General features: G+C 38.2%; 17 protein-coding genes. 14 read left to right on the forward strand and 3 right to left on the reverse strand.

The genetic code is table 11. The features are described from left to right. The first annotated feature begins 172 nt into the window (after positions 1–172). From PQ578_RS08620 to PQ578_RS08630, 3 genes are all read left to right on the forward strand, one after another. The gene (locus tag PQ578_RS08620) at positions 173–742 is read left to right on the forward strand and encodes a DUF3267 domain-containing protein (RefSeq protein ID WP_273833512.1); all 570 of its coding nucleotides are present in this window, start codon (positions 173–175) and stop codon (positions 740–742) included. Positions 743–1,510: 768 nt separating this feature from the next. Beyond that, positions 1,511–2,854: a DUF2254 domain-containing protein gene (locus PQ578_RS08625; protein WP_273833514.1), complete on the forward strand. Its 1,344-nt coding sequence runs from the start codon at positions 1,511–1,513 to the stop codon at positions 2,852–2,854. Positions 2,855–3,061: 207 nt separating this feature from the next. Beyond that, positions 3,062–4,390: a cyanophycinase gene (locus PQ578_RS08630; RefSeq protein WP_273833517.1), complete on the forward strand. Its 1,329-nt coding sequence runs from the start codon at positions 3,062–3,064 to the stop codon at positions 4,388–4,390. A gap of 44 nt (positions 4,391–4,434) precedes the next feature. On the opposite strand, the gene PQ578_RS08635 is transcribed toward PQ578_RS08630, so the two are convergent. After that, positions 4,435–4,905, reverse strand: a complete 471-nt coding sequence (locus PQ578_RS08635) for a nucleoside deaminase (RefSeq protein ID WP_273833519.1) — start codon at positions 4,903–4,905, stop codon at positions 4,435–4,437. 186 nt (positions 4,906–5,091) lie between these two features. On the opposite strand from PQ578_RS08635, the gene PQ578_RS08640 reads away from it, so the two are divergent. From PQ578_RS08640 to PQ578_RS08665, 6 genes are all read left to right on the forward strand, one after another. Continuing rightward, positions 5,092–5,457, forward strand: coding sequence for a potassium channel family protein (locus tag PQ578_RS08640; RefSeq protein ID WP_160920345.1), 366 nt, complete (start codon positions 5,092–5,094; stop codon positions 5,455–5,457). A gap of 159 nt (positions 5,458–5,616) precedes the next feature. Continuing rightward, positions 5,617–5,886: a 30S ribosomal protein S14 gene (gene rpsN, locus PQ578_RS08645; protein WP_273833522.1), complete on the forward strand. Its 270-nt coding sequence runs from the start codon at positions 5,617–5,619 to the stop codon at positions 5,884–5,886. 18 nt (positions 5,887–5,904) lie between these two features. Then, complete coding sequence (locus PQ578_RS08650) at positions 5,905–6,246, forward strand: hypothetical protein (RefSeq protein ID WP_273833523.1); 342 nt, start codon at positions 5,905–5,907, stop codon at positions 6,244–6,246. Between the two features lie 175 nt (positions 6,247–6,421). After that, positions 6,422–6,835, forward strand: coding sequence for a MerR family transcriptional regulator (locus PQ578_RS08655; RefSeq protein WP_273833525.1), 414 nt, complete (start codon positions 6,422–6,424; stop codon positions 6,833–6,835). Positions 6,836–6,904: 69 nt separating this feature from the next. Then, positions 6,905–8,188: a hemolysin family protein gene (locus PQ578_RS08660; RefSeq protein ID WP_273833527.1), complete on the forward strand. Its 1,284-nt coding sequence runs from the start codon at positions 6,905–6,907 to the stop codon at positions 8,186–8,188. Between the two features lie 88 nt (positions 8,189–8,276). Next, positions 8,277–9,056, forward strand: a complete 780-nt coding sequence (locus tag PQ578_RS08665; RefSeq protein WP_273833529.1) for a serine/threonine protein kinase — start codon at positions 8,277–8,279, stop codon at positions 9,054–9,056. A gap of 19 nt (positions 9,057–9,075) precedes the next feature. Here PQ578_RS08665 and PQ578_RS08670 read toward each other — a convergent pair whose 3' ends face one another. Further along, on the reverse strand, positions 9,076–9,240 hold the full coding sequence (locus tag PQ578_RS08670) for a hypothetical protein (protein WP_273833531.1): 165 nt from the start codon (positions 9,238–9,240) through the stop codon (positions 9,076–9,078). Between the two features lie 203 nt (positions 9,241–9,443). On the opposite strand from PQ578_RS08670, the gene PQ578_RS08675 reads away from it, so the two are divergent. From PQ578_RS08675 to PQ578_RS08695, 5 genes are read left to right on the forward strand one after another with little or no spacing between them, the layout of a single operon-like run. Beyond that, complete coding sequence (locus tag PQ578_RS08675; protein ID WP_273833533.1) at positions 9,444–10,100, forward strand: hypothetical protein; 657 nt, start codon at positions 9,444–9,446, stop codon at positions 10,098–10,100. Further along, on the forward strand, positions 10,087–10,845 hold the full coding sequence (locus PQ578_RS08680) for a cytochrome c biogenesis CcdA family protein (RefSeq protein WP_273833535.1): 759 nt from the start codon (positions 10,087–10,089) through the stop codon (positions 10,843–10,845). The genes PQ578_RS08675 and PQ578_RS08680 overlap by 14 nt, the downstream gene beginning before the upstream one ends. Before the next feature lie 13 nt (positions 10,846–10,858). Beyond that, positions 10,859–11,455, forward strand: coding sequence for a TlpA family protein disulfide reductase (locus tag PQ578_RS08685; protein WP_273833537.1), 597 nt, complete (start codon positions 10,859–10,861; stop codon positions 11,453–11,455). A 36-nt stretch (positions 11,456–11,491) separates the two neighbouring features. Then, positions 11,492–12,175 carry a response regulator transcription factor gene (locus tag PQ578_RS08690; RefSeq protein WP_273833539.1) on the forward strand — a complete coding sequence of 228 codons (684 nt, stop codon included), beginning with the start codon at positions 11,492–11,494 and terminating at the stop codon, positions 12,173–12,175. Beyond that, positions 12,165–13,250: a sensor histidine kinase gene (locus tag PQ578_RS08695; protein WP_273833540.1), complete on the forward strand. Its 1,086-nt coding sequence runs from the start codon at positions 12,165–12,167 to the stop codon at positions 13,248–13,250. Before PQ578_RS08690 ends, PQ578_RS08695 begins: the two co-directional genes overlap by 11 nt. A gap of 174 nt (positions 13,251–13,424) precedes the next feature. Here the strand turns inward: PQ578_RS08695 and PQ578_RS08700 are convergent, their stop codons facing one another. Next, positions 13,425–14,777 carry a dipeptidase gene (locus tag PQ578_RS08700; protein WP_273833542.1) on the reverse strand — a complete coding sequence of 451 codons (1,353 nt, stop codon included), beginning with the start codon at positions 14,775–14,777 and terminating at the stop codon, positions 13,425–13,427. Positions 14,778–15,059 lie beyond the last annotated feature (282 nt).

Raw genomic sequence — 15,059 nt, forward strand, 5'->3', positions numbered from 1 at the left:
CGATTGGCTATTTTATCTTTATTCCGATCGTTGAAGATACAATTGTGGGGCTAGTAATAGGATTATGCATAGGGATAACGGTCGGAATGTCCATTATTCCAAAGATCAAATGCGGGTCATAAAAAATTTTGAAACAGAATATTTTTTCGATCTTGTAAAAAGGAGCAAAGCTTTGATTCCATCTTATTATAATCAAGAAATTAAGAAGCTTGATTGGGAAGAACTCAAAATTCCTAAGGTTTTAAATATAAGTATTGTTATCCTAAGTCTTATTAGTATCCTGGTAGGACAATATTTTGTTTCCTTAATGCAATTGATTCATTTAATCAAACAGTTACCGCTATTAATTCTGACTTTCCCGTTATTAATTTTTGTGTATATTGTCTTACATGAATTCATCCATGGGATTTTGATGAAGTATTATAGTGGGATAAGTGCCCAGTATGGAATTAGTGGACCGTTTATTTTTGCTAAAAGTGAAGCAATCTTTAGTAAAGAGGCTTATCTCATTATTACCATGGCGCCAATGTTCGTTCTTGGAGCTAGTTCCATTGTACTAAGTCTTTTCATTTCTGGAACGGGAATTTGGTTCGGGATATTTGTGTGGGTAATGAACCTTTATGCTTCGCGAGGAGATTTGCAGGCAGTGATGGCAGTTAAAGAACTTCCACGTACATATGGCATACAGGACAATGGTTATTCTCTAAATATCTATCAAATTAATAATATGTATAACCAGTAAGACTGAAGAGAGGAGACGTATTCACAAAAAGTTATTTCTAGTGTTTTCTATAGGATTGTCATTATTAGTAGGGTGTTCTGAACCACAAACGTTTGAAGATTACTTTCATAAAGAGATAAAAGAAAACAAAGCATATTCGGATGATGCTAATTATTACTATTCTCGTGCGAAAGGATTGGTCCTACTCGAGGATTCCGGTGTTTCGTTTTCTGAGACGAGAGCTATATCTTTTGCAAAAGGAGAAGCCCCTTTTGATATCAAAGGTCCTAGGGGAAAGGCTCAGCATATTTATTATGCGTTAACCCTTTCCCCTTGGATCTTTTTGATTTTTTTTGTATAAAAACAATTGATGCTTCAAAAGCAGGTATTGCCGTTATCATTTTGAATGAAAAAATAATAGGTGGAGAGCTTAGAGGTCATTTAGAAGAATCACTTGAAATTAATTTTTTGAGTAACAAAACCTATCGAAAAGTTTATTTAATCCTCGATACTTAGAGAATACTTTTGCTAAAAGTAAAGTGGCATTCTTTTGTTAGAGTGATTCCTTATCGACAGGACTTAATGTCTAAAAAATTGTGAAGATTATTAAAGACGTTGGTGATGGTTCGTCCCCTACTTTTAAGGAAACATTAATATTTAGGTTTGTTTACTTCTTTGCAGGGTAGTAAGAAGAAGTATTTAAAACTTTGAGGAACGGTGACTACTATGGGGTTCATTTACTATATAAAGAAATATTTAAAAATGTCGAGGCGACAGCGGAAAAGTGAATTGAACTCAACCATTTGGTTTATGCCGTTTTGGTATATTGTTGGAGCGATCGCTCTTTCTGCTTTTACCTATTATCTCGATTATGTGGTGGATATTAGCTTATATTTACCGATCGGGATCGGCTTCAGTGGACAGACACTGCAGGTGCTTCTAAGTGCACTCGTTGGAGGGGTGCTAACGTTAAGTGCCTTTACACTTAACTCTTTGCTCGTCGCACTCACGACGTTTAGCGGTCAGTTCTCTTCCAAAATGCTCGTAAACTTTGTCAGTGACCGGGCAACCCAACACGTACTTGGTATTTTTAATGGAAGTTTTATTTATGTACTTTTAAACTTTTTGTATGTGACACATGGGGAAGAGGAATACGTTGTTGCGACACCGGTATTATCCATTCTGACAGCTATTACAGCTGCGGTAACCTTTATTTATTTTATTAACCATACAGCAACCTGGATGCAAGTTCATAACATCAGTTTTAATATGAATGTTAAGTCGAAATCCGTGCAGGCTTCCCTAGAAAAAGAATTAAACGCTTACCATCTTGAGAAGGAAGTAGAGACTGAATCTCTTCCTCTTGAGTCTGATGGAAAGGTAATGAAAACAAGTCAATCTGGTTATTTTCAAGTCGCTGACTTTGCGAAACTTATTAAACAAGCGAATAAAGACAACTGCCTTCTAAGGTTTGATGTTAGAATTGGCGAATTTGTAGTAGAAGGAACACCACTACTTACTTATTGGGAATATGGACAAAGCATTAATCCTGAACGCTACATCAAGTCTATTGAGATTGGAGTAAAACGTACAGAAATTCAAGATTTGGAGTATGGATTAATGAAGCTTGCCGAAGTAGCGATCAAAGCTTTAGGCCATAATGACCCGCTTACGGTTACGAATACGATTCATCAGATTGCTGATTTGTTGAAAAGCATTGGACAGTCTACGAACTTTTCTCCCTATCTTTTCGATCAGGAAGACGAGCTTCGCGTTATCTTAAATCAAAAGAATTTTCCTTATTACCTTCATAAGGGGTTCGCATCTATTCGTGAGTATGCAAATCAAAATTCTACAGTGATGACGGAGCTTTTAACGATGATCTCCCTTCTAAGTAAAACGTTAGATGAGGATGTACACGAAGATCTGTGGGAATTTGCGCGCCAGACGATTTTAGGATTTGATAATTATAGTCTGTATGAAAATGATTGTTTGTATATTTTAGAGCAACTGTCCGATCTTGCTAAAAACACAGGCAATCAGGAGGATTATCTTTTCTTGCTGGAATATATGCTTCAGCGAGTTAGTTCAAAAAGTGCCTCTAAGGTGCTAAATGATCCTAATAAGGAATAACTTTACGCTATTTTTGCAATATGGCGGTAACATCCATGATGAGCATTTTCCTATAAGGAATTTGCTCTTTTTTTTAGGTTGTTTTTGGGTGGGTTAAACAACCAGATAAACGTGACCGAAAGAAACTGACCTCTACACTATAGGGTTCGAGAGTTGGAATGAAACTTGCATAATAGTTTGATAACAATGAAAAAGGGAGTGTGGAAGTTGGGGAAATGGAAGCATGTTATCGCTGTTACAGCAATGCTCGCAGTTTGTATGGTGTTAGTCATCCTAGGGAGGCAGTTGGAAACGAATGCCACTGGCGCAAATGAAACAAAAGGATCACTGGTGATTGTAGGAGGGGCTTTAAGTCCCGACAATGAAGAAGTTTACAATTCCTTTCTGTCATTAGGGATGGATTACCGAAACAAGACAAAAGATAAATTGAAAATTGGCATTCTGCCAACTGCCAGTGCGACGCCAATTGATAGTGCATCTTCCTACAAAGATGACTTCGTACGTTATGGTGTTAGTGAGGAGAATATTGATATTCTTCCTATTGCCGTAAGTGATGATCCTTCTACAGAGGAAGATGAATCGAAGTGGAATGATGGTGCATACAATGAAGATCTTGCTGACAAAGTGAAGCAGTATGATGCGATCTGGTTTGTAGGGGGGAATCAGTTAGATTATACGAAGACTCTTATTAATGATGGGGAGGACACCCCTGTATTAGCTTCAATCAGGCAGATCTATCAAGATGGTGCCGTTCTAGGCGGCTCCAGTGCTGGTGCAGCGATTATGAGTGATCCGATGATTGGCGCAGGTACAAGCTCTGGTGCGCTAAATGAAGGGGTCACCTATGAAGATAACTATGGTGATGCTGATGACAATCGCGTTTTCCTTACCCAAGGGCTTGGTTTCTTTGAGGGTGGTACGGTTGATCAGCACTTTGTGAAGCGTGGACGCTTTGGCCGACTTATCGTTGGGGCATGGGATGCTGGTAACGAAATGGGCTACGGTATTGACGAAAACAGTGCAATGGTTGTTCATAATGACGATCAATCAATTGAAGTGGTGGGAGAGAGTGGGCTTGTCATCGTTGATCTTTCAAATGCTAAGAAAACAACAGATTTTCCGACGGCAATGAAAGATGTGAACATCAGCTACATTGAAAAAGGAGATCGTTATTTCTGGGAATCAAAGACGTATCAGATCACAGAAGATAAACCTCTTATTGATCAACCTTATTACCCAGAAAGCACTACGAATACAGGGATTTTTGGTGAAGATGCACTTAAACGAGTTCTTACGTATGATCTCGTTGATAGTGACTCCAATGAAGCGATCGGTCTCGCTTATGAACTGACTGGTGACAAAAAAGGGGAAGGGTTTAAGCTTGTTTTCTCAGAAACGGATCAAACGAAAGGGTACTGGGGGAAGATAAATGGGGAAGAATCTTATGCTGCCATTAACGTTTCTCTTGATGTAACACCAATGGAAGTGAAGTTAAAAATCGATAAAGTAAACGAAAAGAAAATGGAAGAATTTTAGAAGTTCGTTTATGAAAAGAAGGATGTGCTAACGCACATCCTTCTTTAGTATTCTACTCGTTCGCCATGTTTTTGCCAGTTTTGAAAAGGCTCGTTCTTTTCTTTCATCTCAATATGATGGAACGGGATGGTTCTTTGTTCAGGTTTTTTCTCGATTTCATCATAGATGACAGCATCATCAAATCCGGCATCGGCAGCTTCGTGTCTTGAAGCTGCGAAGTAAACGCGATCAGGCCGTGACCAGTAAATGGCGCCAAGGCACATTGGACACGGTTCGCAGCTTGCGTAAATGACACAGCCGTCAAGCTGATGCGTTCCAAGTTTTTTGCAGGCGTTTCGAATAGCGACAACTTCTGCATGAGCAGTTGGATCGTGGTCGCTTGTCACTTGATTGAACCCTTCCCCAATCACAACGCCATCTTTTACAACGATAGCCCCAAATGGACCACCACGATAATCTGTAACACTTTTTGATGCTAACTGAATGGCATGTGTGAGCCAATCTTTCTCTGTCATTTCACCACGCTCCTATCTAACAGTAATTAGACATATCTATCAGCATTCCCTTTTAGCTTAGAAAATTTCAGGGAAAGAGCCGAAAAAATTATGGATCGGTAGTCTCGTTTATAAGTAGTGATATGCTAAAATCAGCTTTAGGCTATCGCTGTCTGTGATAGACCTTCATTTAAACAGGAGGTTTATATGATTTCCTTTCTACTCACGTTAAAGAGAATGCTATCCGCATTATGGTGGGCTATTAAAGATAAAGAATTCCAGGTGCTATTCTTTTTAACAACGATCACCCTTATTTCAGGAACGATTTTCTATCACACTGTAGAGAGTTGGTCTGTATTAGATTCTCTGTATTTTAGTGTTGTCACGCTAACGACCGTAGGCTTTGGTGATTTTAGTCCACAAACCGATTTTGGTAAGATTTTTACTATCTTATATTTGTTTACTGGAATTGGCCTTATTTTAGGATTCATTAATAAGCTTGCATTACATATGGGAAGAAGTAAATCAAGAAAACAAGATGAACGTGAAAGGAAGGGCTTAAACAAAAGTTAAGCTCTTCCGAAGTTCTCTTTCTTGCGTTATAACGAATAGAGGCTTATAATACAAAACGTAATTATTACGATTTGTAAAAGTGATTGATCGTTATAAGTTGTGGATAACTGCTTAGTGCTCAAATCGCAACGATTAAAATAGAGAAAGGAATGCATTTATTTGGCTAAGAAGTCGAAAGTAATAAAAGAACAAAAGCGTCAGGAGCTTGTCTTGAAGTATGCTGAGCTTCGTCAGGATTTGAAAGCGAAAGGTGATTATGAAGCTTTGCGTAAATTGCCGCGTGATTCTTCGCCAACTCGGTTAAATAATCGCTGTGAAGTGACTGGTCGCCCTAAGGGATACTTACGAAAATTTAAAATGTCTAGAATTGCGTTTCGTGAATATGCTCATAAGGGGCAGATTCCTGGAGTGAAGAAGTCAAGCTGGTAAAAGGGTAGGGGAAGATGAATGGAGTGCAATGAATATTTATTGAAGATGCTCGTTCGTGATATCGTGGCAAAACTCCCGGAGAAGGAGAAAGCCCTCTATCAGTTCATTGATGAATTAGAAGTAAGGTTGATTAAAGCGGCTGCAACACCCGATCAATACCTGAACCTTCTAAAAAAATATTCTCCTTATCATGAAGCAGCGAATCAATTTGACATCTCTCCATATAAGGCGAGAACAATGATGCATCGAATTGAATGGAAAATTGCCGCGAAATTGGAAGAGAAACTTCAGCATATCAAGTGGTTGGAGCATCCTTCTCACGGAAAAAGAGTGAAAAAAGGGTATCTAGTGTTTAAATGAAAAGAGCTGCGAATCGGAATTCGCAGCTTTTTTTAAGTTCACAATCACGCCGTTTTTTCATCTCAATACCCTTATAACACAGTGAACGGATCAAAAAACAAAGAGGAAGTATAACGTTATACTGTACAGTTCACACATTTTAACTTAAAATGATTGTGAGGTGATCGATCTTGGGGTGTTGTTAAAAATAGGGGAGTTAGCTGAAGTTTGCCATGTTTCGAAACGGACAGTTGACTATTATACAAAAATGGGATTACTGCAGTGTGAGCGCTCTGAAACGAATTATCGCTTCTATGGGGAAGATGCGATCGATGATATTAAGTTCATCGAACAATGCAAAGAAATGCAAATGACGTTAAGTCAAATCCACCAACGTCTAACGGTAAAAAAGGCTAGTCAAGTTGATACAGAAATGATTCATAGTCAGGTGAAACAAGTAATTGATAAAATGGAATATTTAGGCGCAGAATTAAAGGATATTCACGAAAGTGTTGAGAAATTAGATGAAGAAACTCAAACGAAGATTAAGAAAAATCTTTCGCCTCAAACTGTCGCACTTATTCAATCATTGCTTCTTTACTCAACTTGATCGTGTAATAAGTACAAATGCAATTTAAAAAAAGTTAGGATAAACAACAACTCAGGAGAGTGAAATTTTTTGAATGACATACCACTGGATTCGATTCTTTTATTAGGTTCCTTATTACTGTTATCTGCTTTTTTTTCATCAGCTGAAACGGCCTATTCAAGTGTTAACAAGATTAGGTTAAGAAATTTCGCAGATGAAGGAAGGCGTGGAAGTAAAAGAGCTTTAGCCATTGCTGAAAACTTTGATAAAGCCTTATCAACGATTCTTATCGGAAACAATATAGTCAATATTGCTGCTGCTAGTATTTCAGCTGCTGTAGCAACTGAAATATTTGGTGGGAATGCTGGCCTCGTCATTAGTACGGTGTTCATGACTATTTTAGTCTTAATCTTTGGTGAAATACTTCCTAAATCGTTAGCAAAGGAACATGCAGAATCTTATTCATTAATGATCGCAACGGTGTTATATGTTCTCATTAAGCTGCTTGCACCTATTAATTTCTTTTTTGTTAAATTGAAAGTGTGGGTATCAAGTCTTTTTGCGAAAAACAGCACAATGCCATCTGTTACAGAAGAAGAGTTAAAAGTGATGTTAGATATTAGTGAAGAAGAGGGTGTCATCGATAAAGAGGAAAGAGACCTCATTCATCGATCGATGGATTTCGATGATACGCTTGCAGGTGAGGTTTTAACACCGCGAATTGACATCGTGGCCATTGATATTGATCAATCCGTAGAAGAAATGAAAGAAATTTTCTTTGAAGAGAGGTTTTCAAGAATACCTGTCTACCAAGATAGTATTGATAATATTATTGGGATTTTAACAGAGAAAGAATTTTTTACTCACTTGATTAAGTACCAAACTGTTGATATTAAAGAATTAATTCGAGAGCCTTTGTTTGTGGTAGAATCAATGAAGATTTCCACTCTCTTACCAAAATTGCAAAAGGAAAAGGTACACATGGCCATTGTACTAGATGAATTTGGTGGTACGTCAGGAATTGTTACATTAGAGGACGTACTAGAAGAGATTGTGGGAGAAATTTGGGATGAGCAAGATGAGAAATTCAGTACAATGCAACGAATCTCCGATAGCAACTATCGTTTTGATGCTCAATTTCAGCTAGATGATTTCTTCGATTTAATGGAGGCGGCTACATCTGAAAGTTCTTATCACACAATAGGTGGATGGGTCATTGAGAATCTCGGAACAGTTCCTAGTAACGGGGATTCCTTCTATTATGAAAATCTTAAAATTGTCGTCGAACAAGTTGAAGAGCGTCGCGTAAGAAAAGTACTGGTAGAAGTGCTTCCGAAAGATCAAACGTACGAAGATATGATGGTAAGAGCCTAAAAATGTTTGAATAAAAACCAACAAGAGCAGCTGACATCAATGGCTGCTTCTTTTAATGGGGTAAGGTATGAATAACTGGAGAAGGCGAATGAAACACCTTTATCGATTTTTTGTCGATCGACCCTACAAGCCGCAGTTTCTTATTGCTAACCAATATGAAGTGAAGCGTGTTATTGGGATGGGAAGTTACGGAATAACGTATCTCTCTAAAAATAAAAAAACGAGAGAGCGATGTGTCGTAAAGCAAATACGTCCAAGTAAACTGAAAAACAGTAACACTTCTTTCTATCAAGTGGAGGCTGAGATACTGGCTTCTTTAGACCATGTTCGTATTCCTAAGCTCCATGATGCTTTTCATTTTAACGGTAATCAGTTCTTAGTAATGGACTACATTGAGGGTGTGAACCTCGAAGACCTTCTGTTTGATCAATACAATCGATTCAATGAACTGGAATCTCTTGAGTTTCTTAAAGGTTTGATCGATATTGTAGCTTATTTACATATGCACGAGATCAGTCATGGTGATCTCCGAATACCGAATGTGATGGTAAAAAACGCTCAGCTTTATGTTATTGATTTTGGATTAGCGGTCTCACTGAAAAATAAGTCAGATCAGGAGACGCTTGAGCTCATTCAAAAGGATTTATATGATCTAGGTGATTTTCTACTCTTCTTGCTTTACTCTTCTTACGAACCCACCAGTAGAAAAGACCGCCCATGGACAGAAGAACTAAGCATCCATCCAGCTACGGAACATTTCATAAAGCAACTGCTGCAGATTGAGACTGGATTTAAGAGCATCTACCAGGTACGAGATCACCTTAATAAAACAATAAGTACTATTCCTAATCATAAAACCAGCACCTGATCAGGTGCTGGTTTTATGATTAGCTACTACTACTTGAGCCTCTTCGTTTATAGCGATGACTGCCGCCATAAGGCGAATGCTTCCGCCCGCTTGAGCTGCTTCTATGATAATGTTTTCTTTTGTGGCTACTCCCACTCGACTTTTTGATTTGTTTTTCGACTCGTTTTAATATTTTTTTAAACATGATCATGGGTCTCCTTTCAGTCTCAAATGGTGTTCGCATGCAGAAAAGAAAGATAGACTAGATTCCCTATAGCTTATCACAGTGTTACTAAAATCCATACAACGAATATGGGCGGTTATCCTAACGGTGAAATAATTTCATCAAATTTTCATATAACCCACTTATACTAAATTCTTAGATACAGTTAAATGGAGGAACGACGGATGGTGAGTGCAAGCAAATTAATATCAATTGGCATCATTAGTTTAAGTCTAATGATCGGACTTGGAACCTTCTATGTGATAAGTGATCTATCGAAGCAAAAGAGAAGAGAACATATCGAAGAAATCGTGTCACAACTGATTAACATTATTCTCTACATTTGGATGGGGAAAATAATTTTAAATTTTTCTCTGTTTATTAAAGATCCACTGGCAATATTAGCTTACCCGAGCAATTCACATGCTTTTTATTTTGCGATTCTACTTAGTACACTTGTCACTCTCTTGAAATCCAAGTACCCGTCTAACAATAAGCCTTACTTTATAGAATCTCTTGTATTTGTTTTATTAGTAACGGCATTTACGTATGAATTTATCCAAATGGTTTGGAATAGTAATGCCTATGCTTATGAAACCTTAATTGTTGTTGGTTTTCTCCTCGTCTTATTCATTAGCTTGCGGGAAAAAATAGCATCCTCTACGCTACTCATTGTGACGATAACGGCGTGGTCTGGAGGAATGGTGTTACTAGATTTTATTCAACCAATAGTAACTTTGTTTGGTTATATAATCACTCCATGGTTTGTTGGATTATTTTACTTAATTAGTATGTTCATCATCATAAATAAGAGAAGGAGGGAAAGACTTGGTTGGAATTGAAGCAGATACAGCTCTACTAGTAGGTCTGTTCCTCGCAATGGGAGCTGGAGCTTTATCTTTCTTATCTCCCTGTGTATTACCAATTTTTCCAGCCTACCTTTCGTACATAACTGGAATAAGTGTGAAGGATTTGCAGGGAAATAAAAATTCAAAGATTCGTAGTCAATTATTGAGCCATTCGTTATTTTTCTTATTAGGGGTATCACTTGTCTTTATTAGTTTAGGGGCTAGTGCATCATTATTAGGTCAATGGGTTCAAAACTTATTACTAGGTGACTCTGGTTTATTAATTCAGCGTTTTGCGGGAATTTTTATTATCCTCATGGGATTTTTTGTTGCAGGGTGGATAACGATTCCAACTTTAATGAAAGAAAGACGTATTCGCTACTCTAAAAAACCGGTTGGATACCTTGGCACTTTTTTTGTAGGGCTTGGTTTTGCTGCTGGGTGGACACCATGTATCGGTCCTATTTTTGGATCAATTCTATTATTGGCAGCGAGTAATCCAGGGCATGGGATCGTGTATACGGTGATGTATGTAATTGGTTTTTCTTTACCTTTTATACTTTTGACATTCTTTCTCGGTTCGACTAGATGGATCGTTCGGCATAGTGAGGTCATTATGAAGTTCGGTGCTGTAATCATGATTCTTATGGGATTGGTATTATTCTTCGGGCTATTGCCACGAATAACAGGCTTTTTGCTTGATCTAGTACAAAATACATGGTTATCAGAATTAGGATAAAGGGGGATGAGGAATGAGAAGAACAATTCTAATTATCGTTATTATAGGTATGGTTGGTTGGGCAGTATATGATTCTACTAGCTCTACTGATGACGCTAAAGGGGAAAATAGCAGTAATGATCAGGTAGCCAGCTCTCAGCCTTCAACTCAAGCGGTTGAAGGTGATGATTTAGTAGAATCAAATGATGTTGGGGTAAATGAAGGGCAGATTGCACCTAACTTCAAACTGCAAACGTTAAATGGAGAAGCTGTGCAATTATCTGATTATAGAGGAAAACGAGTAATCGTGAACTTCTGGGCTACCTGGTGTCCACCTTGTAGAGCAGAAATTCCTGATTTTCAAAAACTGTACGAGAAAAAAGATGTCGAGATCTTAGCCGTAAACCTCACAGAAACAGAAGAGAGTACTGAAGGAGTCGAAGGATTTGTAAAAGAATTCGGAATGACCTTTCCAGTTGTGATGGATGTGAATTCTGATGTTTCTGATACGTATCAAGTGAGTGCATATCCAACTTCATATATGATCGATTCAAATGGTCGAATCCAATTCGTTGCAATGGGTGCATTAAATTATGACCTCATGATACAACAATATGAAAAGATGAAATAGTCTTACATATAGTACAATAGCCAAGAGGTGAGTTTGGTGAAGCAGACAGTTTTAGTCGTAGAAGATGATCAAATGATTCGAAACCTTATCGCGATATATCTGAAAAACGCAGGCTATGAGGTAGTAGAAGCTGCAAACGGTGAATTAGCGAAAAATGTGTTCTTAGAACACCATCCGTGTCTAGTCGTTCTTGATTTAATGTTACCCCTTTTACCTGGAGAGGAATTTTGCAAGTGGGTACGGGATCAAGAACGGAATGAGGTTTCGATTATTATGCTATCAGCCAAAGCGCGAACAGAGGATAAAATCAAGGGATTAAAAATAGGAGCAGATGATTATTTGACCAAGCCGTTCGATCCAGAAGAACTTCTTGCTCACGTTGAGGCCGTTTTGCGACGTACGGGACAGTTTTGTCAAAAAGTCACTTACAAAGGGTTATGTATCAAACCTCGAAACGGTGAGGTGTTTCTCTATGATAAACAGATAAACTTAACAAAACACGAATTCAATCTACTCTATCATTTTATGGAAAACCCAAATGTTGTTAGATCAAGAGAAGATTTGATTTTACAATTATACCCCTACGTCGATAAAACGGTTATGGATCGGACGATTGATGCCCATATTAAGAAACTACGGGCAAAAATTGAGGTTAATCCTGGTATTCCTGAACGTATTCAAACAGTTCGAGGAATGGGGTATAAATTTGTTGTGGAATAAACGCGCAAAGACCTTTCTGCCAAATAAACTTTTATTACGTCTGACATTTGTTAATGTCGTTGTCGTTGGTATATTTATCGCATTAAGCAGTTGGGCGATCTATCATACTGCCTGTTCTTTGGCTAATGGATTGGGATCGTGGAATGACCAGAAACAGCAACTATTTAACTCCATTCTTTTTCAATATTTATGGATATTTAGTATAGCTGCCATTTCAATTGGAAGTTTAATACATTATCGCTTGGTAAAGGAAATCATAAGACCGTTAAAAGAGCTAATTGAATCAACGAAAAGAATGAAAGCAGGTCATTATCCCAACCCCATTATTGTGAATACGAGAGATGAAGTAGGAGAATTAATTGTTCATTTTAATGATCTGGTGAAACAATTAAAAGAGATGCAACAACATAGAAAAGAGCTGGTTTTGGATTTTTCACATGAATTTCGTACCCCATTAGCTAATTTGAATGGTTATTTGGGTGCTTTGAAAAATGGTGTGATTGAAGGGGATCAACAAATTTACCATTCTCTTCAGAAGGAATCGGAACGACTTATTCACATGGTGGAACAGCTTGAACAAGTGAAGGAATGGGATTATATATCTAAACAGACGTATACCGAGAAAGAACCAATCGATATGCAATTTCTAATACATCAATCGGTTGCAATGTTTCGTTGGTCATTAGAAAGTGCAGGAATTAACGTGGAGGTAAAGGCTGAATCTGGTACAGTAAAGGTTTCTACTGAAGAGATTTCGCAGGTGATCAGTAATTTAATTGATAATGCAATTAGATACTATCAAGGAACAGGACCAATAATGATAAAAGGAGAATTAGTAGAAAGTCATTATAGGCTATCGATCTCCGGTCCTGGACAAGCAATTCCTATCCAAGAAAAAGATAAAATTTTTGAAAGGTTCTATCGTGCAAATTCTGCACGCGAAAGAGGTAATACAGGCGGAACAGGACTTGGACTCGCGATATCCAAAGCAATTCTTGTACACCATCAAGGGCAGATTGGATTAAAGTCAGAGGGAGAGTCTCACACTTTTTGGATGACACTACCGCTTATCTAGTTGCCCAATTAAAAAGGCGGAGCTCCTGATGATCTTGGCGAAAATTAACTAAGTTAAGAATGAACATAAGCGGCATCTCAATCCCTGATTATAATGGGAGAGAGGTGCCGCTGTTTTAAAATAACTAAAGCAATTCTAGTATATCTAAATTTGGTATAAAAATAGGTTAATTCTCTATGAAAGTGACTTGAAATACGTACAAACGGTTTCGATCCCTTTTGTGAAATTTTCGATATGAAAATGTTCATTAGGCGCATGTAAATTTTCTGACGGGAGTCCGAAGCCCATGAGCACAACAGGCGCTTCAAGGACGCGAGCAAATACTTCAACAATTGGAATCGAGCCGCCTTCTTTAGGAAAGAGAGCACGCACGCCATACACCTTTTCATAAGCATCGGCCGCTTTTTGAATCATTGGATCGTTTGAATCAAGAGAGACGGGACGGGCCTGGATAAATTGATTAACGGTTATGGTTGTACCGACTGGTTGATGATCAAGAAGGTGTTTTTCAATACGTTCATAAATTTGTTGTGGATCTTGATCTCCGACGAGACGACAGCTAATTTTACCTGTGGCTTCTGAGGGGACGATTGTCTTAATTCCGTCACCTTGGTATCCACCTGAAATCCCGTTCAATTCAAGCGTTGGTCGAATACCCGTCTGTTCCTTGAAAGTGAATCCTTTTTCTCCAAATAAAGAAGTTAATCCGAGCTCTTGCTTCATTCCTTCATCATCGGACGGAATCTGAGCGATTTCTTCTTTCAATTCCTTAGTCAGTTCTGGCACACCTTCGTAAAATCCATCAACGGCAATGGCGCCATCTTCGCTGTGAAGACTATCGAGTAGACGAACAAGGGAATGAACTGCGTTTGGAACCCCACCGCCGTATACGCCAGAATGGAGATCCGTATTCGCTGTTTTCACCTTCACCTCCATCGCAAGGGCCCCACGTAACGATGTACAAATCGCAGGTAAGCCTTCTTTAATAAAGGAGGTATCTGAAATCACAACAGCGTCAGCAGAAAGTATCTCAGTATTTTTTTCAATAAAAGGTCCAAGGTGTGGGCTGGCGATTTCTTCTTCCCCTTCAATACAGAACTTCACATTAACGGGGAGCTTGCCATCTTCTTGCATCAAAAGTTCCATCGCCTTGATATGAATAAACAGTTGACCTTTATCATCCGTCGCACCACGAGCAAAGATCTTGTTATCACGAATAACGGGCTCAAATGGTGGCGTTTCCCAGAGATCGAGTGGATCAGCGGGCTGCACATCATAATGGCCATAGATCAGAATCGTTGGTTTACCTTCTGCATGAAGCCAATCAGCGTAGACGATCGGATGACCTTCTGTTTCAATAACTTCAATGTTTTCCATGCCGGCCTTTTCCAAAGAGTTGGCTACCCATTTAGCTCCTTTTTGAACATCTGATTTATGATTAGGGACAGCTGAAATGCTTTGGATTTTCAAGAATTCTTCTAGTTCTTTCAGGTAAGAATCTTTATGTAATTCGATGCTATTTTTCATAAGTATAACCTCCTTAGTTAGGTTGTCTTTATTATAATCCAGAGACGTTAATTTGCACATGAATCGAGCAATTTGTAGTGGAAGATTAAGGTGAATTGATAACAGGACATTAACTTTTATATTAAAATTATGACAATGCAGTAAAGTAATTGTCATATAAGATGGGTCTATATGCCTCTATGTGGAATCGATTCCTGATTCTAAAGAACCATTTATTTTTGCGATGAAAGCCTTTTCGATACCCAATTGATAACCGCTTTCTTGATTGACAGAATAAGGTTT

This window comes from Guptibacillus sedimenti, from assembly GCF_028610665.1.
Taxonomy (GTDB): domain Bacteria; phylum Bacillota; class Bacilli; order Bacillales; family Guptibacillaceae; genus Guptibacillus; species Guptibacillus sedimenti.